This is a genomic window from Halobacteriovorax sp. GB3 (assembly GCF_028649655.1).
Taxonomy (GTDB): Bacteria; Bdellovibrionota; Bacteriovoracia; order Bacteriovoracales; family Bacteriovoracaceae; genus BSW11-IV.
The window spans coordinates 1328452-1348657 of the sequence record NZ_JAQSLN010000003.1 but is presented as its reverse complement, the minus strand read 5'-3'; the positions used below and the strand labels follow the sequence as shown (position 1 = coordinate 1348657).

General features: G+C 34.6%; 20 protein-coding genes and 1 tRNA gene. 11 read left to right on the top strand and 10 right to left on the bottom strand.

The window, feature by feature from the left end; genetic code table 11:
* Positions 1-1110 (bottom strand): GNAT family N-acetyltransferase/peptidase C39 family protein, encoded by a 1110-nt coding sequence (locus tag HBN50_RS12880; RefSeq protein ID WP_273870624.1) that lies wholly within the window; start codon positions 1108-1110, stop codon positions 1-3.
* A gap of 28 nt (positions 1111-1138) precedes the next feature.
* Between HBN50_RS12880 and HBN50_RS12875 the strand changes: the two genes are divergently transcribed.
* Positions 1139-2665: a RimK family protein gene (locus HBN50_RS12875; protein WP_273870623.1), complete on the top strand. Its 1527-nt coding sequence runs from the start codon at positions 1139-1141 to the stop codon at positions 2663-2665.
* A gap of 16 nt (positions 2666-2681) precedes the next feature.
* Here HBN50_RS12875 and HBN50_RS12870 read toward each other — a convergent pair whose 3' ends face one another.
* From HBN50_RS12870 to HBN50_RS12855, 4 genes are all read right to left on the bottom strand, one after another.
* Positions 2682-3266 (bottom strand): hypothetical protein, encoded by a 585-nt coding sequence (locus HBN50_RS12870; protein ID WP_273870621.1) that lies wholly within the window; start codon positions 3264-3266, stop codon positions 2682-2684.
* A 151-nt stretch (positions 3267-3417) separates the two neighbouring features.
* The gene (locus HBN50_RS12865) at positions 3418-3927 is read right to left on the bottom strand and encodes a hypothetical protein (protein ID WP_273870619.1); all 510 of its coding nucleotides are present in this window, start codon (positions 3925-3927) and stop codon (positions 3418-3420) included.
* A gap of 109 nt (positions 3928-4036) precedes the next feature.
* A complete protein-coding gene (locus tag HBN50_RS12860; protein ID WP_273870618.1) occupies positions 4037-5404 on the bottom strand; it encodes a hypothetical protein in 1368 nt (455 codons plus the stop codon).
* Positions 5401-6225: a TIGR02147 family protein gene (locus HBN50_RS12855; protein ID WP_273870616.1), complete on the bottom strand. Its 825-nt coding sequence runs from the start codon at positions 6223-6225 to the stop codon at positions 5401-5403. The genes HBN50_RS12860 and HBN50_RS12855 overlap by 4 nt, the downstream gene beginning before the upstream one ends.
* A gap of 134 nt (positions 6226-6359) precedes the next feature.
* Between HBN50_RS12855 and HBN50_RS12850 the strand changes: the two genes are divergently transcribed.
* The 4 genes from HBN50_RS12850 (at position 6360) to HBN50_RS12835 (ending at position 9665) form a co-directional block, all read left to right on the top strand.
* Positions 6360-7586, top strand: a complete 1227-nt coding sequence (locus HBN50_RS12850; protein WP_273870614.1) for an NADH:flavin oxidoreductase/NADH oxidase family protein — start codon at positions 6360-6362, stop codon at positions 7584-7586.
* Positions 7587-7652: 66 nt separating this feature from the next.
* Entirely contained in the window at positions 7653-8648 is a 996-nt protein-coding gene (locus tag HBN50_RS12845; protein ID WP_273870612.1) for a hypothetical protein, read from the top strand.
* A complete protein-coding gene (locus HBN50_RS12840) occupies positions 8648-9226 on the top strand; it encodes a DNA-3-methyladenine glycosylase I (protein ID WP_273870611.1) in 579 nt (192 codons plus the stop codon). The genes HBN50_RS12845 and HBN50_RS12840 overlap by 1 nt, the downstream gene beginning before the upstream one ends.
* 4 nt (positions 9227-9230) lie before the next feature.
* The gene (locus HBN50_RS12835) at positions 9231-9665 is read left to right on the top strand and encodes a MepB family protein (protein WP_273870610.1); all 435 of its coding nucleotides are present in this window, start codon (positions 9231-9233) and stop codon (positions 9663-9665) included.
* Positions 9666-9687: 22 nt separating this feature from the next.
* Here the strand turns inward: HBN50_RS12835 and HBN50_RS12830 are convergent, their stop codons facing one another.
* From HBN50_RS12830 to HBN50_RS12820, 3 genes are read right to left on the bottom strand one after another with little or no spacing between them, the layout of a single operon-like run.
* Entirely contained in the window at positions 9688-10305 is a 618-nt protein-coding gene (locus HBN50_RS12830) for a hypothetical protein (RefSeq protein WP_273870609.1), read from the bottom strand.
* Positions 10306-10307: 2 nt separating this feature from the next.
* Positions 10308-10988 (bottom strand): hypothetical protein, encoded by a 681-nt coding sequence (locus HBN50_RS12825; protein ID WP_273870608.1) that lies wholly within the window; start codon positions 10986-10988, stop codon positions 10308-10310.
* Positions 10985-11755 (bottom strand): TIGR02147 family protein, encoded by a 771-nt coding sequence (locus HBN50_RS12820; RefSeq protein ID WP_273870606.1) that lies wholly within the window; start codon positions 11753-11755, stop codon positions 10985-10987. Before HBN50_RS12820 ends, HBN50_RS12825 begins: the two co-directional genes overlap by 4 nt.
* A 205-nt stretch (positions 11756-11960) precedes the next feature.
* Here HBN50_RS12820 and HBN50_RS12815 point away from each other — a divergent pair, with 205 nt between their 5' ends.
* The 5 genes from HBN50_RS12815 (at position 11961) to HBN50_RS12795 (ending at position 16777) form a co-directional block, all read left to right on the top strand.
* Positions 11961-13055, top strand: a complete 1095-nt coding sequence (locus HBN50_RS12815) for a S41 family peptidase (RefSeq protein WP_273870603.1) — start codon at positions 11961-11963, stop codon at positions 13053-13055.
* A 396-nt stretch (positions 13056-13451) separates the two neighbouring features.
* Positions 13452-14414 (top strand): hypothetical protein, encoded by a 963-nt coding sequence (locus tag HBN50_RS12810; RefSeq protein WP_273870602.1) that lies wholly within the window; start codon positions 13452-13454, stop codon positions 14412-14414.
* 12 nt (positions 14415-14426) lie between these two features.
* Entirely contained in the window at positions 14427-15041 is a 615-nt protein-coding gene (locus HBN50_RS12805; RefSeq protein WP_273870600.1) for a hypothetical protein, read from the top strand.
* Positions 15042-15065: 24 nt separating this feature from the next.
* Positions 15066-16223 carry a hypothetical protein gene (locus tag HBN50_RS12800; RefSeq protein ID WP_273870597.1) on the top strand — a complete coding sequence of 386 codons (1158 nt, stop codon included), beginning with the start codon at positions 15066-15068 and terminating at the stop codon, positions 16221-16223.
* 230 nt (positions 16224-16453) lie between these two features.
* The gene (locus HBN50_RS12795) at positions 16454-16777 is read left to right on the top strand and encodes a hypothetical protein (RefSeq protein ID WP_273870596.1); all 324 of its coding nucleotides are present in this window, start codon (positions 16454-16456) and stop codon (positions 16775-16777) included.
* Positions 16778-16800: 23 nt separating this feature from the next.
* Here HBN50_RS12795 and HBN50_RS12790 read toward each other — a convergent pair whose 3' ends face one another.
* Both HBN50_RS12790 and HBN50_RS12785 read right to left on the bottom strand, forming a co-directional pair.
* On the bottom strand, positions 16801-17799 hold the full coding sequence (locus HBN50_RS12790; RefSeq protein ID WP_273870595.1) for a DUF2726 domain-containing protein: 999 nt from the start codon (positions 17797-17799) through the stop codon (positions 16801-16803).
* A gap of 394 nt (positions 17800-18193) precedes the next feature.
* A tRNA-Asp gene (locus HBN50_RS12785) sits at positions 18194-18270 on the bottom strand.
* Positions 18271-18485: 215 nt separating this feature from the next.
* On the opposite strand from HBN50_RS12785, the gene HBN50_RS12780 reads away from it, so the two are divergent.
* Positions 18486-20165, top strand: a complete 1680-nt coding sequence (locus tag HBN50_RS12780; protein WP_273870593.1) for a hypothetical protein — start codon at positions 18486-18488, stop codon at positions 20163-20165.
* Positions 20166-20206: the final 41 nt, after the last annotated feature.

The window sequence follows — 20206 nt, the reverse complement described above, 5'->3', positions numbered from 1 at the left end:
TTAATTTCCCTTTTTTCTTAGAACAACGATAGATTGTAGCGCCGAAGAGCCATACTTACATACCTTGTTGAACTCATCTTTACGAATCGGAATATGCTCATTCTCTAAACTAGAATGACCTTCATCTAAATCTGGATCATGAAAATAGATGAAATGATCATCGGCACCAGAGATGACAATCCAATGTGGAGTCTTTGTTCCGGTTAGCAGATAAGATGAAATTAAAACGAGAGGGATTCCACCATCTTTGATGATCTTTGAGACGAGATCAAAGCTTACCTTCTTTGTTTTCACTGAAACGTCATATTGTTTGAGTTGCTCATCAAAGTCATTTTGAACGAGTTTCATGACCTCTCTTTTCTTTTCACTTCGAACGCTATTGATAAAGAGATAGTCTTTCGTGCTGATAAAAATATCGACTTCAAAGCCTCGCTTTGCTGCCGCTAGAGCAAGACCTCTTGGTCCGCAGCCACCGTGGCCACTAAGCATAAAAATTGTCGTTGCCTCTCTCCATAGCTGAAGCTCTAGGCGCTGGCTTAATTTAAGAGTACTATCAAAAGTACTCATGGCCATCATTAAAGAGGATGGTCCGCAAGTGAACTCTGTAGTTTGAGGGTAGTATTGAACATCTCGAAGTTCCCTATTTGGAGAAGAAGTTAACTTTTTCTCAAAGCATAGAGCGTCGTCATTGGATTCATAATATCCTTTTTTAATATTAAAAAGATAATAACCCATCTTTTGATATAGTCCTTGTGCCGCGAGGTTTTTCGAGGCTACCTCCAGTCTCATATAGGCAGCCTTTCTTTTTCTTGCACAAGTTTCAATAAAATCGAGAAGTTGTTTACCTATTCCTAGGCCCGAATGATTGGGAGAAATGGCAATAGAGTAGAGACGAGCTAAAGAGGAGCCTTTCTTATATAAAGTTAGTGCATAGCCAAGAATCGAATTGTCTGACTCAACAACAATAAGATCGTCTTTGGAATTCTTTATGAAGGATAAAAAGCTTTTTCTAGAGAGACGGTCTCCAGTAAAGCACATTTCTTCTAAACGTATGAGTTCATCAAGATCATGCTGTTTAGCCTTGCGGAAAATTAGCTTTGGATCTATCATATCTTGTTCTCCGCCGGATAAGGGGCCTATGAAAGAAAACGAATCAACTCAGCTTTTTATTATATTAGATGATTTAAGCAAATGGAATCCATATTATCCTACTGACCAGGTTATTTCTGCACAGGATTATCTCTTTTCTAAGAAATACCGAGACTTGAAAAAGGCCCAGGTCATTAATCTTTGTATTGATTCCAGTTATCTTTCTCTTGGCCACTATTGTTCTATGATCGCAGAGGCCAGAGGACACAAATCACTACCTTCAATTAAAACAATGAATGATCTTAGTGTGAAATCTCTCTATATTGGAGATGTTGATCATTTATCCCATAGAGTTGATAACGCTTTAAAAGAACTTGTTTCTGATGGAACAAAGTCATTTAATCTTTTGTCTGTCTTTGGTCAGGTTGAAAATAAGAAGCTTAATTCAATAACAAAAGAGATTTTTCAAATTTTTCCAGTTCCTCTGCTAGAAATTGAATTCGAGTTTAATGAGATGAGCTGGGCGATTCAATCTTTGAAAATTGTTTCTTTAAATAAGCTTGATCCTAAGATGGAAGACTTCTTCGCATCAAAAATTGATCACTTTAGTAATAAACTTTGGCGTACTCCAAAGAGTAGAAAGAAATATGTTTGCGATCTTGGAATTCTCATTACTAAAGATGAACAATTGCCACCATCTGATGAAAAGGCCTTAAAGAAATTTGAGAAGGCCTGCAAAAAGCTTGATGTTTTTTGTGAGTTTATCACAGAAGAGGATCTCCCTCGAATAAATGAATTCGATGCTCTCTTTGTTAGAACAACAACTTCTATTAGTAATTTTACTTATAATTTCGTAAAGAATGCAGAAATTGAAGGGCTTGTCACAATAGATGATTCGGATTCTATTGTTAAATGTACAAATAAAATTTTCATCAATAATAGTCTCGAGAAAAAGAAAATTAAAACGATTCCTGGTTCTTATATCATCAAAGATAAAGAGGAGGAATTACAAGAGATTATCGATAACTACGGTTTTCCTCTCATTTGTAAAATTCCTGATGGCTCTTTTTCTTTAGGTGTAAAAAAAGCTGATAATAAAGAACAGTTAGAAGATATCTTAAATGAAATGTTCTCTCATTCCTCTTTAGTTCTGGTTCAGAAATTTATGAAGACAATTTACGATTGGAGAATTGGCGTTTTAAATAATGAACCAATATATGCTTGTAAGTATTATATGAGTCAGGGACACTGGCAGATTTACAATCATAGTAAGGGAATAAACAATCGAAGTTTTTCAGGGAAGTCGGAAACTCTTCCACTTTATGAAGTTCCTAGAGAGGTCATTAAAGCCGCCCTCGATTCAACGAGCATAATAGGAAATGGACTTTATGGAGTCGATTTAAAAGAAGATGCTGATGGAAATGTCTATATCGTAGAGATTAATGACAACCCAAATATTGATTCAGGAATCGAAGATAAGGTAGAGAAAGATCTTCTCTATGAGAAGATCATTCAGACATTTATTAATCGAGTATGTGATGATAAATTTAAGAGATCAAATACTCGTTTAGTTTAGATTGACTCACCTTAGATTAAAATGGCTCACCATGAGTTGTTGTGCATGCTGGATTTTCTTTAGCAAGATAGGCAAGATGATTAAACGCTCTTTGCATTCTCGCTAACATCTCTTTCTCATGAGATTGAGAATTATCAAGCTTTACAGAGAACTTGATGAGTTCTCCCCAACTTCTCTTTGTATCCCAGAAGTATTCTCCTTCAGCTCTCGACTCTTCTACAATTCTAGCTTTTTTGAAGTCGGACTTTATGAGAAGAACTTTGATCCCTTTGTCATGTCCTTTACCCCATAAATCGAGTTCATCGAAGTCGACATAATTAAAACGAGCTTCTGTTTTAAATTCTTCATAGTACTCTTTTGAAAATTTATCGTGTTCTGTATTTACAATTAACTCACATTCTTCAAACTGGAATTCAACTTTATGATAAATGAATCGTGCATAATTTCTTTCCATCGAAAACTTTCTCTCAAAAGTTCTGGAAGAAAAATAATCTAATTTACTTGTGAGCCAATCAATTGTTTCTTGCTTTGTTGGACTATTTGCAGAAACACTTGATTGAAATGTAAAAAATAGTGCAACCATTAAAGATAATGATTTCATCGTGAACCTCTCTGTCGCTTGTCATTTAAAGGGAATCTATCTAGGAATTTAATTGAGGTCAATGATAATTCAAAAGGGGCTTGAGAATACTTGCTTGTATTAAGAAAATTTAAGTTTGCGAGTATAACTGATTTATACTCGCAAAGATTGATTATTTTGTTGTTTCAGTTTCAAAGACTGGAAGGTAGCTATTTAAAATTTCAAAAGCATTTTTAAATTCTAAATACGCTCTTTCATAGGCATCGCTACTTTTTTCAATGTCACCACACTTTTTGTCAGCATACAAAGATGATTTGATAAATTGATTAAAACTTTCTGTAAATTCATTGTGATCTTCATCTGTAAGATCAATCTTTTTCAAAGCTTCTTTCGAGTCTTCAAAAGAACTAAGTAACATAATGAGGTTAGCGGCAACTGAGGATTGAATAATTCCACAGTTCTGAGCTTTCAGTTTTCTTTTTTTATTGAAGCTAAATCTACCAAGACTGTTATAGTACTCCTCAATTTTCTGAACTTTTTTTACATTGTCTTGGAGAATTTCCATTTGACTCTCTGATATGATCTTAAGCGTCCAAAGGCTTGCTTTTTCATCAAGAGTTAGCTCACTTGCTTGAGCAAAGATTGAAGATAGAAGTGCAAAGAATAGAATCAATTTTTTCATGTTGTCTCTCCCGAGTTTGTTGTTTTGTTGGTGGAAAACTAGCACAAGAAAAAATGTGGGAAAGGGCCAAGTCTTTAAAAGCGTTACATGATTTGCGAAGGGGAATTATTTACAAGTCCTTGAGATGTTGAGGGACTTTCAGTTTAAAGGCCTTGAAAACCTGTAGGGTATATTCTTGAATCGTTAATTCATTTCGGTTAAATTGGCGATCAAGCTCATTCATTTTATCTACGGCCTTGTTCTTATTTGCTGGAATAATATACCAGTATTTTTTTTGAATATGGATCTTTATTAAGCCTACTTTAGTTCTAGCTTTAACTCTATAGATTGAAGATTCCGATTTTATGAATTCTATTTTGTCATATGTTGTAAATGACTCGTTTAATATATGCTTTTCCCATTGCATAAGAAGGTATCTTTCAAGTTCTCCAACATTCATTGCTAATCTTCTTTTCACGTAGAGGTGAATCTGTTTAAGCATGAAATCAATTCTATCTTCAATGTCGCTAGAATAAACAATGTTATTTAACATCGTGTGGTCATACATTAACTGATGAGCTTGTAGGTCACTTTCAATGTCTTGTATCTTTGTGATGAAACTCTCAATTGACTCCAAAGAAGTCTTTTTTCGATCTTCTATTTCTGTGAAAAGGTCAGAGTCGTTGATGCTAAAACCTAATTGGTTAAGATAGGACATAATCTCTTCTTCACTAGAATCTTCAAATGATAGTGAGTGAAGAAAGTGATTCACATCTCGAATATCACTTGATGAATGCAAATAATCCCATAGCCACTCATGAACAAGAATCCACGATAATTGTTCATCTTCCATCATTTCAAAAACTTCTTGATTATAAAAAAAGATTTTTCTCTTTGTTGTAAAACGAACAACTGCTTGAATGAGAGAACATTCACGTGGAAGCGTTGTCATGAGCTCTTCATCATTGATGTTTATTAGCTCTTTTTCTGGAGACCAAAAGGTGTGATCACTAAAGCTCTTTCGATTTTTAAAGTTGTTAATGAAATACTCAAGGGACTTTCCAAGACTTGGAATTGTTCTTTTGAGTTTAAATACAATCGATTCCAATGAGGCGGTGGAACTTATTTTTAAAGCGTTTTGATTATAATGTCTCGCTCTAAAACTATCGAGAACTTCTACTTTATTGTCGCAAAGAAGCACATCACCACCGTTACCAACACGTGATCCACCGGACGAACTCATCTGTTGCTTAAATAATTCAATACTTTTATTTTCACTATTTAAAAAGAAGTTCTTCTCTTTTGTGTTTCTTAGAAATCCATCTTTATCTTCTAGAATTTTGATCGCACTTTCAGGATTCTCTTTTTTCTTATAGATAATCGTTGATAGATCGATATTGTACTTTTTTTCAAGGTTCTTCAGATCATCGATTAGCTCGTTGGAAAGTGCATGTGATGCCATAAAGAAAAGTGTTGATATTAAAATCATCTTGATCATTTTTCTACCTTTGTTAAAGGGAAAAATTGAAGATTCATTTGATAAACACAATCTGGGTTATCTTCAACAAACATTTCTAGAATTTCATTTTCAACTTTTTGAACAAAAGTTTTCAACTTATCTAAATTTTTAGAATTTACTGGTATCGTTAAGGCCGAAACATAGCGTTTTGAAACATCAATTTCATCTATTGCACGATGAGCATTATCGAGCATTTGATGATGAAATTCTCTTATTGAACTCGATGGCATCTCGTCATACGTATTAAGTCCATGGGTACAATTAGATAGGGTTCCATCGATATCTCTTTGTATGAGTCCCAACTCAATGAGTTCATCAATTGCTTGTTCCACATCTTCAATTTGAACATCGAAGACGAATTTATTTGTGATCCATTTTGGGTCAGATTGAAAGTCTTTTAAGAGAATCATTTCTCTAATGGCAAAGTAGTACCATTTGCATATTCTAGAGAAGACTTCTTCAGTAAGAAGATTAAATTGAACATTATTTTTTGATTTGATTTTTCTAAGAATTCCCAAATGAAGGGCGATATCTTTGCCTTCAGATTTTTTTAATTGAATGAGGTCTTGAAAATACTCAGATTGATCTTGATTAAAAGAAAAGTAGCGATCGAAGCTTGATGATATTTGCTTTCCAGGATGACGATCTCCATTAACGATCATGGTAAGACTTGCTGTTGTTTTTAAACCGAGCTGTCTTGACCACATACCGAAGCTAAAGTCTGCACGAGACTTCTGCTTAGAAACAAAGAAGTCTTTTAGAAACTCTTTGTAATCAATGTAGTTATAGAGATCGATCATAAAGATTATTTATGCATGAATTATGCCATTTTAGTTCCAAGATATCAGGTGCTTAGACAATGTTTTGCAGTTATCATCGTCTAGACTTTAGACAACAATCATATTCATGTATATGGTTACCTTAGGAGACTATTATGACGTTATCACTAAATTCTACTTTGAAATTACCTAATGGGATCATCTTGAAAAATCGAATTGCCAAGTCTGCAATGAGTGAGAATATGGCCTCTAAAAATCACTGTGCTAATTCTAGATTTGCAACTCTCTATAGGCGTTGGGCCAATGGAGGGGCCGGTCTTCTTATTAGTGGTAATATCATGATCGATTCACGCTACCTTGGAGAGCCTAATAACATTGTCTTAGAAAAGGGCAGATCAAATGAAGCTATTCGTGAGTGGACGAGAGCGGGAACTGAAAATGGTACACATCTATGGGCCCAGCTCAATCATCCTGGGAAGCAATCTCCAAAGTTTCTTTCAAAAGAGCCTGTGGCCCCCTCTGCGATTGCTTTAAAAGCACCTCTCGATCGCATGTTTAATACACCTCGTGAACTAACAAACGAAGAGATCGAGGAGATTATTGAACGATTTGCCACTGCTGCAAAGCTGGCAAAAGATCTAGGTTTTACTGGTGTCCAAATTCATGGCGCTCACGGATATCTTGTCAGTCAATTTCTCTCTCCGCATCATAATAGAAGAAGTGATAAGTGGGGTGGGAGCTTAGAAAATCGTATGCGATTTGTTGTTTCAATCTATAAGGCGATTCGAGATGCTGTTGGTTTAGAGTTTCCAATAGCTATTAAGATAAATTCTGCTGACTTCCAAAAGGGAGGATTCTCACAAGAGGACTCTATGGAAGTAGTAAAAGTTCTTTCTGAGCTTGGAATGGACTTAATTGAGATCTCTGGTGGAAGCTATGAATCCCAAGAGATGATGGGAACAACCAAGAAAGAATCAACAAGAAAAAGAGAGGCCTACTTTGCAGATTATTGTGAACAAGTTCGAAAGATTGTGAAAACTCCTATCATGTTAACTGGTGGTTTTAGAAGTCTTAAGGGGATGAATGAGGCCCTTGAGCAAGAAGCTTGTGATCTTGTGGGGCTAGGGCGTTCTCTCGTTTTAAATCCTGAGTTTCCCAATCAATTAATGGCCGGTGAGGATGTAAAAAGTGAAGTCCACTTTTTAACAACCGGCTGGAAGATAATGGATAATATTTTTCCCCTTGAGATCACATGGTACACCCAACAAATTCATCGCATGGGCAAAGGACTTGATCCAAAACCAAAGATGAGTGTTAAGGCCTCAGTTCTGTACACCCTCATTTCCATGGGAGTGGATGGTCTAAAAAGAGTACGAGGATAAAATAGTTCTTGAGATGGATGTTTAAGCAGGTGTAAAATTTGTTTATAACTTTAAAAAGCTGGGCCTATGAAAATTCTATCTCTTGTTCTTTTTCTTTTGTGTCTAATGAGTTGTTCGAATTCTAAAGATGAACTCGGCGCCTTTGACTCCAATTCTCCAATAGAAATGGGTGATGTCTTGGATGAGGATAATCCTGTTAGTGTTCCTGATCAGAAGCCGGATAACGAATTAATTAATGCTGCTAAACCCGATAATGATTTAGTTGAAGTTGAAGTTGAACGCCCACAAAATAAGTCTCAATTTTTGGTACGCTTTTTAAATTGGGATCGAGAGAATCTCTATATTGGAACAATGAGTTTTCAATTGAATCTTATTGATGATAAAACAGCTTATTTTTCAAATCTCTATCTTGAGAATTATTACAAGATCGAAGATAAAAAAAATATAGCTGTAATTTCTAAAAGGCAAGGAGTTTCAATTCTTACAAAGTTTGATGAAGCTAAGAACTCACTTGTTCTCTCAAATTCAAAATCGAGATTCTTTAGTCTAAATCTCGATTTCAAAAATCACGAACTATTAAATGATGTTGAAAAAGCAGGGATGATTCTATCAGAAGATATGAAGATAATGATAGGAAGTGATAACACGAGCTTCTTTTTTATTGGTCAAAAACAAGATGATCAAACTCAAATTGTAAAAGGTGAACTCAAAGGTAAGTGGGATGCTTCACTTTTTGATGTAGATGAAAACGGAATCATTACAAAATACTCTGGTCCTGAAGTTCAGGTCTTAAGTGTCCCTAATTCTAAAACGCGCTACAGTTTTAAAAGTAAAATCGATAGTAATGAAAGAGAGTATGGTGTAATTGAAAATTTAAATGAGAATATTCAATTCTATCATTACTCAAATACTGATAAATTTATGCAAGGAAATAAGGTTAATAATATTATAATTAACGATGAAAACCGCGATGGTCTTTTTATTCTTTCTCCCGATGGAAAATACATTTTAGGTGTAGATATCAATTCATCGCGATTCATTTCTGGAAAGGTTAGAAATTAATGATTACAACAATAAAGTGTGAAGATGGAAAGAAGCGCTGTAAGTGGTGTGTTGCTTCAGAAGATTACATTGACTATCACGACAACGAGTGGGGCTTTCCTGTCTACGATGATCAAAGACTCTTTGAAAAGATTTGTCTAGAGGGATTTCAATCAGGACTAAGTTGGAGAACAATTCTAACTAAGCGAGAGAATTTTCGAAAAGCGTTCAAGAAATTTGATTTCAATAAAGTTTCAAAGTACACAGAAAAAGACGTTGAAAAGCTCTTAGAAAACGAAGGGATCATAAGACATAGAGGGAAGATCGAAGCAACCATTAATAACGCGAAAATGGCAAAGCTCATCGTTAAAGAATTTGGCTCTCTTTCTGATTACTTTTGGACTTTCAAACCAAAGAAAGCTCGAAAAGGCTTTGAAGTGATAGCAACCTCAGATGAGTCTATTGCTCTTTCAAAAGATCTCAAAAAGCGTGGCTGGAAGTTTGTCGGTCCAACAACTATGTATGCTTTCATGCAGGCCATGGGGCTTGTTAATGATCATGGTAAAGACTGCTATGTTAGAAAGCTTGTAAAAGCTTAGTTGTATGAATCTTAGAAATATAAGTCGAAACAACATCAAAAACCTACAATTCAATCCTGAAGCTATTGAATACAAAGGTTGCTCCTATGTTTTTAAGAGTCTTTCAATCATTCAAAGAGAGGGAAAACTCACTCCCAAAAAAATAGGTCACTTTGTCACATTGTGGAAGAGAAATGAAAGTGGTGTTACATGTCCACTAGATGCCAGTGATGATCTGGATTTTCTCGTTATTATTTGTGAGTCAAAAAATAAGCAAGGCCACTTCTTTTTCCCAAAAGAAGTCTTGCTAGAAAAAGGCTATCTGAAATCAAAGCGACATGCTGGAAAAAGAGGATTTCGAGTTTATCCCGCTTGGGATAACCCCTCATCAAAGCAAGCTCTAAAAACTCAGAACTGGCAATTGGAGTACTTTAAAAGTGAGTTAGTCTTAGAACTATAAATCCAGCTTCTTCGAATCATTACTACCTATAAATGGGGATTTGCTTTGATTGTAGAAGAGTTTTGTACTTAGAGGGAAGAGGTTTTTTACTCCCAATATGAGAAATTAGAGCGTTCATATATCTTGCTTTCTTCGAATCTTTTTCTCCTAAATAAAGAAAATGCTCATAGATTATTTCATGTAATATTAATCCTGCTTTATTATTGCTATCCAATTTATCCCAAAGATCTTTACTTACAAGAAAAAGCTTTCCATTCTTCTCTTGGTTTCTCCTGATGGCAATTTGTTCAAGTTTGCAACCTTTGGGAAGAGCCTCATGATTAGAGTCTGGAATATCTGTCAGGGTTATTGAGGCTCTAAAGTCTATTTGATTTTCAATTTCTTGTAGTCGCTTTTGATATTGATTGGCCAGCTTCTTATCGATCTTTAAAAACTCATCAAAAATATCCGTTAAGACTTCTCTATAATCTTTACTTTTCTCTAGTGGTGGTATCGAAAAATCAAAGTCTTTGGCCTCATAATAGTCCAAAAGTGTCACGCTCTCATTGCAAACGATTACATCGCCACCATTTCCGACTTCATTGCCAGCAAATGAAGGAGTCAGAATTAAGAAAAATACGATAGAAATGAAAACTTTCATAATTATGCCTTTGTACTCGTTGACTTGATTTTTACTTTGTACTTTGCTTTTTTTCCATCAAGATATTCAACATCAAAGTAGACTTCTGAAGGAATATCTCCGCGATTTATTTGTAGCAAGACCCATCTGTTTGTGTAAAGTCCTGCGGGTACTGAGAATGATTGATAGAGGTGTGTTCTTGGAAATAGTTTGGCCCTTTCTAAGTCATTGACTTTATCGATGACACTATTTGCAACTAAAATTCCTGAAGCAAGTGCATAGGTACTTGCACCAGCATATATTAGGCTTGAGTTTGAACTACTTCCACTGGCGGTTACTGCTCCAACTAATGCGATAGAGCCCCAAATGACTTCTTTATTCCATTGATCGATTTCCACTTTGTGTCTAATTGCCTCTGCCCAAGTTACAATGTCTTGGCCAACAACAATATTTGCCTTATTGTTGAGTTCTTTATTATTGAAATCAAGGCGAACTTTTTTGATTCTTAGCCATTGCTTAGAATCATTTCCAAAGCTGAAGTTAATAACGGCATAGTGTTTTGTTGTTAAAGTTGAATCAAGCTTTCCTGTTATTGGAGCATCCGATGGGTGATCACCTGAAACAATATCAGCATAACTTCCAGATTGATAAGAGGCACAACCAAAGTTCACTAATAACATGACTAATAATAGTAATCGATTCATAGTTTCTTTCCTTTTTCTGTTAGTGGAAATAGTTGAATGGCCAAAGTGTAGACATCCGTTTTTTCTCCATCTTCCAAAAATTCCATGAGTTTTCTTTTAAATTCTCTTATTAAGGTCTTTGCTTCTTTTATTTTTTTCGGGTTTGTGGCCATTGTCACAGTTGTATATTCTCTTTTTGAAACTTCTACTGATTCTAGTTTTTGCATTGCAAGCTCTAGGTTTTGATAATGGCTCCTCTGAATAGATTCACTCTTAATATCATTTGTCGTCGTTAGAGGTGCTGATACTTGTCTAAACTGAGAGTTCTTGATTTCAATTATCCCAAGTCTTAGCAGTCGATCTCTGGCATCAGCAGCAACATTCATCGGTATATTCAATCTTTTGGCAATCCATCTTGCATCTGAAGAATTGTTCTGAACTTCTGATAATGATAGAATTGCGAAGTGTTCCCAATCGCAAATGAGTCTAAATTCATCTTCTTTGAGTTTTTTCCTTTTCTCATCACTTAGGCGAGTTTTCTTTTTACTGACAAAGTCTGGGTCGACAGCTTGAAGAAAGGTCTCACTTTCAATTGGAGAAAGTTTTAGGGCCCTAACTATTTTCTTCGCCGTAGTTATTGTGAGCGGTCTTTTTCCTGAGATAATTTGACTTAGTTGAGCCGGAGATATTCCCAGATTTCGTGCAAAAGCACGTAGGCTAAAAAGAGAGTTTTTCTTTTTCCTATTATCTAGTTCCGCTTGTAAATATTCTTTAAAATCTTCAATCATAGATAATAAATTATCTTTGAGAATAAGCATTATCAAGAATATTTTGAAACAGTGTTTCAGGGGCTGAAACAATGGAGTTGTTTTAATTGTTTACGATGAAATTTGAAGGTTGAAGTGGAGTGGTTTCAAAATTGGAATGATCTAAATGGCGGGAGCGCAAAGACTCGATTCCGAGAAGTAATATTAGTATGTTACAATGTGTTGTATGAAAAATATATTAGTTCTACTTTTGTTATTTCTTATTGTTTCATGTCATCAAAAGACAGTGACATTTTCTTCACCTAAAGATGTTGATTTTCTCATTAATCAACTTGAGTTAGCTTACATTGGAAAAGGCTTCTTACCAGATAATGAATTTGAGGTTGCAATAGAAAAACTGAAAAGAATTCGAGATGTGAAGTTTAGTGATGCTAAACACTTCTGTATTAAAATAGGCACAATTTTAAATGATGTAAGTGATGGACATTTAAATGTGAGAGGAATTGAGGGATATTGTACTAGCAAACTTAAGCTTGAAGGTAAGGTTGGTAAAAATATTATGCCAAGTGAAACCAAGGGGGCTTATTATATCAAACATATTTCTCATCCAAAAAATATCTCTATAGTTGGAATTACACATTTTCATTCTCCTCAGGATTCGAGGTGGAACGGTATAAAGCCTGCTATCTCCAAATCGATGCAATCAGAGGTTATCATTTTTGATTTAAGAGGTAATAGTGGAGGAAACTCTTCTATGATTAAGAATATCTCTAGGTGGCTTCTTAATAATTCAGTAAAGCATAGTAAGAAGAAAGTCTATCGCATGAATACGATTGAATCATGGATTGCGTACCGAAATAATATTAAAACAATTGAAGAACGTGTGAAAAGAAGCGGTAATGATGTATCTCACTTTAAAGAAGATTATGACTTTATTAATGAATCGATTACTAAGGCAAAAAATAAAAACTCACCTCGACTTTTAGTGAAGGAATTTAAAAGGCCTGAGCTTGGGAAGCTAAACTTCGAGGGAGATATTTATATTTTAACTGATCGAAGGTGTGGCTCATCTTGTGAGCATGCAGTAGAGCTTTTAACATTTCATCCAAAGGCCAAAACCGTTGGTGATAATACGGCGGGGTTAATTCACTTTGGTCAAATGGCCTCGGTGACACTTCCTGACAGTGGAATCACTGTTAATCTATCGACTCAATACTTTGAAGGCTTTGAAGAAGGATTCTTTGAGCTAAAAGGTTATGATCCAGACATTCGTGTCCCTGATGGAGTCGATGCTTTAGACTATCTTTTGAATAAACTATAAAAATGTTCGTGAGGTTGCTAAGTTGGTTCTTCTGAACTCCCTTCTTAGTCGGTCATGAGTTGTTTAGCATCAAATTTCCACACTAGCATTTGCTGCTTACAAAAAAAGCCGAGAACTTCAGGCCGTAGCTACTTTGAAAAAAAGGCAAAAAAAAAGCCATCTCGATGGATGACTGAATCTTTTGTTGGAATTTAAAATGGCGGGAGCGTCTCCACTTGAACCCCTTAATTTTCATACTAAATAATTGATATTAGGAGGGCCATCTTCGCCCACCATCCTACAAGATTGGTCAGAAAATCCGATTAAACTAATTGGGTTTTGATCCGATAAGTAATCTAAATTACTAAGTAAAATTGAAAACAAGCTCATGAACATACATGAGAGCGAGAATGAACTATGTTGAAGTATCACAATAATAAATTTGTGCAGCTTGCCGAATCTGACCTTAAAACAAATGGCTTATTAGAAAGATTTAATCTTCAAGAAGCTATAGTTCAAAGTTGGGAAGCCTTCACTAAAGAAATTAAAGTTCCAGAATTAATATATGTAGGTAACGAAGTTGTTCCAGATGAAAGAATAATGGGAAGGATTGATATTCTTGCATTCGACCCTAATGATAATGTCCCAGTTGTTATTGAATTAAAGCGTGATAGAGATAAATACCAGCTTTTACAAGGTATCTCATATGCAGCAATGGTATCCAACTGGTCTGCAGAGCAATTTTTGCAAGAAGCAAAAAATCAAAATCCAGATAATTTCTCAGACCTAGAGGAAGCATTATCTGGAGCGGAAATTGATAGCAATATTAGAATCATATTAATTGCAGAAAAATTTGATCCAGAAGTAATAATATCTACTGACTGGTTAATGCAGAATTATAGTTTAGACATAACAGCGATATCTTTGGATATCTTCAAGAAAGATGAAGAATTGTATTTTAACTTTGAACAGAAGTACCCACTACCTGAACTTAATGAAACATATGAATTACGCTCAAAAAAACGATCTAAGTCATCATCTAGAGTAGTAGAGAGAAGTTGGGATGATGTTAAAGCATCTTTAACTTACGATTGGGGGCCAGAGTTTCTTGATAAATGTTTGAAAGAAGCAAATGGAGACTCAAATAGAGCGAGGTTTATCCACTTACGTAAGAATGTAGATGGGCTTAAAGCTATTTCATTCTTCTTTAGAAAGAAATATTTGAACGTGTATATTCTTGGCAAACTTGATGAACCCCATGAGTTATTTGGAAATGTATTTTCCTCAAATTATGAGCTTAATGAATGGAGAAATGGTTATTCAATTCAGTTAACTACAAAGAAAGAATATGATGAGCTTTGTAAGTGGTTAAATTTTTAACTAAGGTAATATATGACAGATGATCAGGTAAATATACTCATAGGTGCTGGTATAGGATTCTTTACTTCAATACTAACTACATATTTATTTTCAGTGTTCTCGAATGAGAAAAGGTCAAGAGTATTGATGTCATCAATTAGAGGAGAAATAAGCTGTCTATGGGATCGATATTACAATTCTGTAGGAAATGATCTTGAAAAATTAAAAAATTCAAAAAAAACAGAACTTATGTCTGAATTTTATGCCTCTAGAGATTACTTTTCAATTTATGATAGCGTAGCTCATGAACTGCCTATTATTAAAGACAAAGACTCGATATCAAAAATAATTAGGGTTTATACAGAAATGAGAGGGCATTTAGATTCCTGGGCTCAATATAATTCCTTATTTTTGAGGTGGCAGGAAAATATTAAAAACTCTTATACGAGTGAACAAAATGATCTTTCTAGGGTTTACTTTCAAGGTGTTGATAGAAATTTGGTAGATGTTCTCAATCTATATAAAAATGATGTTCTTTTCAAAGAGTTGACCCAAATTAAGGGTGATATTAATGAGCTAAAAGATTCCTTGGACAAGAAATTAGAGGAAAACTTCTTTTTTGCTGTTCTTTGTCGACCATTTAAGTAGCAAAAGCTTTCTCGCAGGAACTTTATGAATAAACCTATAAAAATCATAATAGAAACAAATGCATTACGCTCAATGGGGCTGGGTTCTCAAAGGTTTCATGAGCTTTTACTTCTCATTAGTGAAGACTTAGTCAAAGTTTATTTACCTCAGTTTGTGTATCAAGAATTTGTTAAATTTAAATATAAAGAAGCTCTTGATGTTCAAGGCAGTGCAAAGTCTTCAATTAAGAGATATGAAAGACATTTAAAGAATTTGGAAATTGATAAAAAAATCGAGTCAGGATCACTTTTCGATGAAAACTATATTTTGCAAGAAGTGAGGAGATTTCTGGATAATAGGTTTAAGAACTTCATAATATTCGATAAGCCGAGCGACGTTCAATTTTATGATAAGTGTTTTAGCGAATACTTCACCTTTAAAGGGTTGTTTGAGGGTGTAGAAAACGGAAAAGAGCACCTGTTGGACACTTTGATATTTCATGAGATTTCAAATAAATGCAACTCAATGCCTTTTGATTTTTTTATTGGCAATGACAAACATCTAAACAATAGATTGTCTTCAGAGATACAAAATTTACAACAAGTAGACACCATAGAAAGTTTTTTAAATTTGGAATATGTAAAATCTGAAGTTGATAGAATTAAAAATAAGATTGAAGGTCGTGAGCATTTTGATGAATTAATAGAGCTGCTCTTATTTGATAATTTACTAATTGACGAAAATTTGATTTGGGAATTCCACTCAGAGCTTGAAAGACATAATGACACTGAAGATTATAGATATGATGATGTCACTCTATTGAGTGACACCGTCGAAATTGATAAAGGATCATCGAAATATTTCGGGAATGGTACTTTCACAATCAAAGGAAGCATAAAAGCAAATGCTTATTACCAGTATGTTGAAATGCATGATGGTGATGAGTATGAAACAAGCGACTCGTACGGCCTTGAGTGTGAATTTGAAATAGAATTTAACTTTGATGATAAAATATTATTCGAGAAGGACTTTAGCCAGAAATTAAAACAATGGAAAAAGCTTCTAGAAGATAATAAAAATAAAAATATGTATGCTGTAGCAAAAGGACGTGAAGAGTTTTTTGATATACGTTCTGAAATAAACTTAGAGGTTGAATACTCGGAAATTTATGTAATGGATTGTGTACCTAATATTTTTCCTTAAATTAAAAGCCTCGATATTCCCGTCGTCTGTCGAATCACCTTTTTATTGCACCATTTTTTCGATCTGATACCGTTGAGATGCGAAATAGGAGGCAATATGTCTAAAAAAATACTTATTGAAATTGATGAAGAGCGATTCAATCGAATACTTATTGAACTCAATAGTAGTAGAGAGCAATTGCGGCTCTTCTCGGTAGAGAGTGGATAGCACCAATCGATGAAGTTCATTCTGTGTTTCGATCGCTAAGAGAAACTTACTCAGAAATAATAACCGCATTTAATGATATTTCAACAGAGCTTTCTTTTTCAGAGCCACAATTTAGAAAAACTTTTGTGAGAAGAAATTATATCCCTTTTATCGAATTAATGTCAGGTAAGAAAGGTCAATTAAGAATATTAAGAAAATTTAGTAAGCAATTAAAAAGAGATAATTTATTGTGGAGGAAAGGTGATTTAGATCCTTTCAGACCTATAGCAATTAAAAACTCTGGTATCTTGAATTTGAAGTTTGTTATTGTATTTTTTAAATTGAGAGAGTTTTATAAATCATCATAATTACTTAATGTTTGTGTGGATAGTTATAAGTGATCTCTGTTCAATTTTTGTAAAATTTTTCTTTTGATTGTCTGTTCACTCTGTTTATCAGAGTGTTTGATAATAAGTAGGTGTATTCCATTTTCACGACAAAGAGCTTCTTTTAATTTGTCTCGTTGGATATTTTTTTGAAAAGCCTTTTCACCACCAAAATATTCAACAGGCTGGAAGTGCTGCTGCCCATGATATTCAATTGCTAGGCTTAGGGATGGAATATATATGTCTAAACGTTGGCGGCCTAGCCATTTTGGAGAAGCTTCTCGGATGACCTCATATTGATCGCCCAAAATATGGCATACTGTCTTATAAAGCTCTGTTTCTCCAACCCATCCTTCTCCAATTTTTGGGAATCCAATTTCTTCCCTTATTTCATTTTCTGCTTCTCTTTCGCTAATATCCTTTTCAATACTTGTACGCATTATATATGGGCCGTACTTTACTTTAATACTACTCCCATACATAGAACTACAGTAAGTAAGGTTTGATGGAGTATTTGTACAGAGATGGCAAATAGCTTCTCTATACTGTGCATCTTTGGCCCACTCTAAGCTCATTGCTGTTGGCCAGCCATTCTTCTCGTATGACTTGATGTGATCTTTTGGCTGACTTAGCTTCCAGTTATTATCGATTTCTATTTGTTTCTCGAAGGCTTTTTTAAAGCATTGACATAAATACTTTTGCCCGCATTTTGAGCATATGAATTGAAGATGCCAGTCCCAAGAACCTGAAATATAAGGATGAAGTTCTGAGGTAAGGCAGTCACAATTCTGAGAAATAGTATTATGCAAATTGGCTAAAATACTTTTGGGAACTGTCAGTTTGAGAAATTCGATATTGTGTAAGTTTTGAGTTTTTTGTTCGGTTAATTTGAATTTGAAATATTTTTGAACTCCACCACCGTAGGTAAAGGATTCCCATTTTAAATTTGTGGGAGAACAAATATTTTTTTCGGTTAATTTGATGTCTTTCGATGTGATAATCACAACTTTAAGGTACCAAAAGACATAACCTTTCTGTGTTGCTTGTTTTAGTGAGCTTATTCCTTTCTGAGGATAGGAATATGGTTTTATTCTGAAATTTTTAATTAGTCCTTTTTCTTGAAGTTCTTCAAGAGATGAGGATAGGTCCTTAACTAGAGCAGAGTTCATTGCTTCGTGAAAACTACTTTCTTCTTTTAATGCATTCTTTAGATTTTCACTAAATCGTTTTATATCAATGTCAGCTGTAAGTTTGAAGGTTGGAGTTTTCCTTTGCATCTTGTGTATCAACTCCGTGGTATCGGGTTTGTACTACCCCAGAAATGAAAAAGCCCGAAACAATGTTCGGGCTTTTTTCAATGAGTTCATTATCTTAGGAGTAGAAACTCGGTATCGATAATGGCGGGGACGAAGGGACTCGAACCCTCGGCCTTCTGCGTGACAGGCAGACGTTATAACCAACTTAACTACGCCCCCGCTTTGGTGAAATAGAATATAAGTGATTGAAGTTGTAACGTCAATAGCATTTTTGAAAAAAAATAAGAAATTCTTAAAAGTACGAGTTTTCAGTATCTTACAGTGGTTTTCTAATATGTAAGTCCTTGGAAGTAAAGAATATTTGCTTATGCTAAGAGTGTTTTCTTACTTCTTGCATGTTCACCTTTCATAATGTGAAGTGGGAAGGTGAAACCATGAGCACGACAAAGAAACAATTGGCCCTTTTTTCAGACGATCCGCTCTACGTGGCAAGGATCAGAAAGCAAATTGCGATATTTGCTGGAGATCAATTTGAAGTCGTGGTCTTTAGTCGTGATGAGAATATTCGCGATGTAAAATTGACTTCATTCTTTCCGGCACTCATTGAGAAGAAATTCTTTTCTTTGATCATGATTGATTTCGATGGGAATGAGCGCTTCAAAAAAGATATTTTAAAAATTATTAATAAGTATGCCTTCGTAAAAGACATTCCTAAAGTTGGAATTTTTGGCGAAGAACATCACCTCACGGAGTTACAAGAAATTTACTCTCACGGAGTTGTGCTTTGTGATTATAAAAGAGAAGACCTTGAAGACTTTATCTATAATTTAAAGTTTCTCATCTCTAAAGACACTTCTGGCGCTCCTAAGTACGCCATGGCCGAAGGTCATAGTGAAGTTCTATGGGCGAAGTTTCTTTGTAGCATGACGGAAATAACACCTGAGCTTATTAAGTCGATTACTAAATTTGATAAAATTGATCCCGATAAAAAGTGGCTCGAAGAATTTCTTCCAAACTTCAGTGCTCCACGCTCTTTTGTACAGGAGACGCCTGAGTTGCAAAGAAAATATAAATGGCTCGAGGATATTAATACATTGAATATTAGTTCTCATCTGCCCGAAGGTCTTGGATGTGAACAAGTTAATGTTAAAGAAATAGCTAAATTTGAACACGACTTACGTTTTAATTCCCTTACATGTGAAAAGAGATTAAACATCAAGAATAAGGGCTCTTTCGATAAAGTTGCTCAAAATACAATAAGTGATCTTAAAAACAACCCCCTTCGTGACCTGCCAAGAGTAATGATTATCGATAAAAGAGTCCGTTTGTTAGAGATGATAGAATCTTCGTATGAAACAAAAGGATTCAACCTATTTAACTATCCGTATTTCTCAAACGATTTTAAAATCCTTAAAAAAATCATGCCGGAGATTCTCATCGTCCAACAAGATGCCTTTGAGATTATCGAAGAAGATGGATCAGTTGTTCAATCATCGACAAAAAATAAAATTCAAAGACTCATCAGCTTTTTAGAAGAAGAATTTGAAACGCCACCAATTCTTTTGATTTTTAATCGAAAGCTTCCAATTGAAGCTAAACTCGAATACAAATTAAATTTTGAAGGCGAGATCAGCTTAGATATAATTGAACGTTTATTAGAAGTTTATAAGAGAAAATCAAAATCAGAATGGAAAGAGCAACTTCGCTGTAAAGAAAATGCAAATGTTATTACTAGTGATGATATTGATTTGATTGGTATTAAAAGAGAGTTTCTTGTTGAGATCCCCGTTATTCTTAGTCATCTTAGTGAACATATTGTGGAGATCAAAACACCAATGGAAGTTAAAGATGGAAGCGTTCTCTTTATCGATGGCGAACATCCTTTTTATATTACGCTCTTTCACGATATGTCGGAGAAGGGAAAGCTAAAAGGAATCGTTAATGGAATTGATGAAACATTTAAAATGAAAGTCAGAAGATTTGTAAATTATCTAATTCAACTTCCTAAAATGAAAGAGGAAGAGATTGAAAAACAAAAATATTTTCAAAATAATGTCGATTCTATGATTAAGAGAATGCGCGACAAGGCCATACCAAAAGATGAAATTGTCTAATCTAATATTGTTTAAAATAGTCTAAATTCTTTTTTAATGAC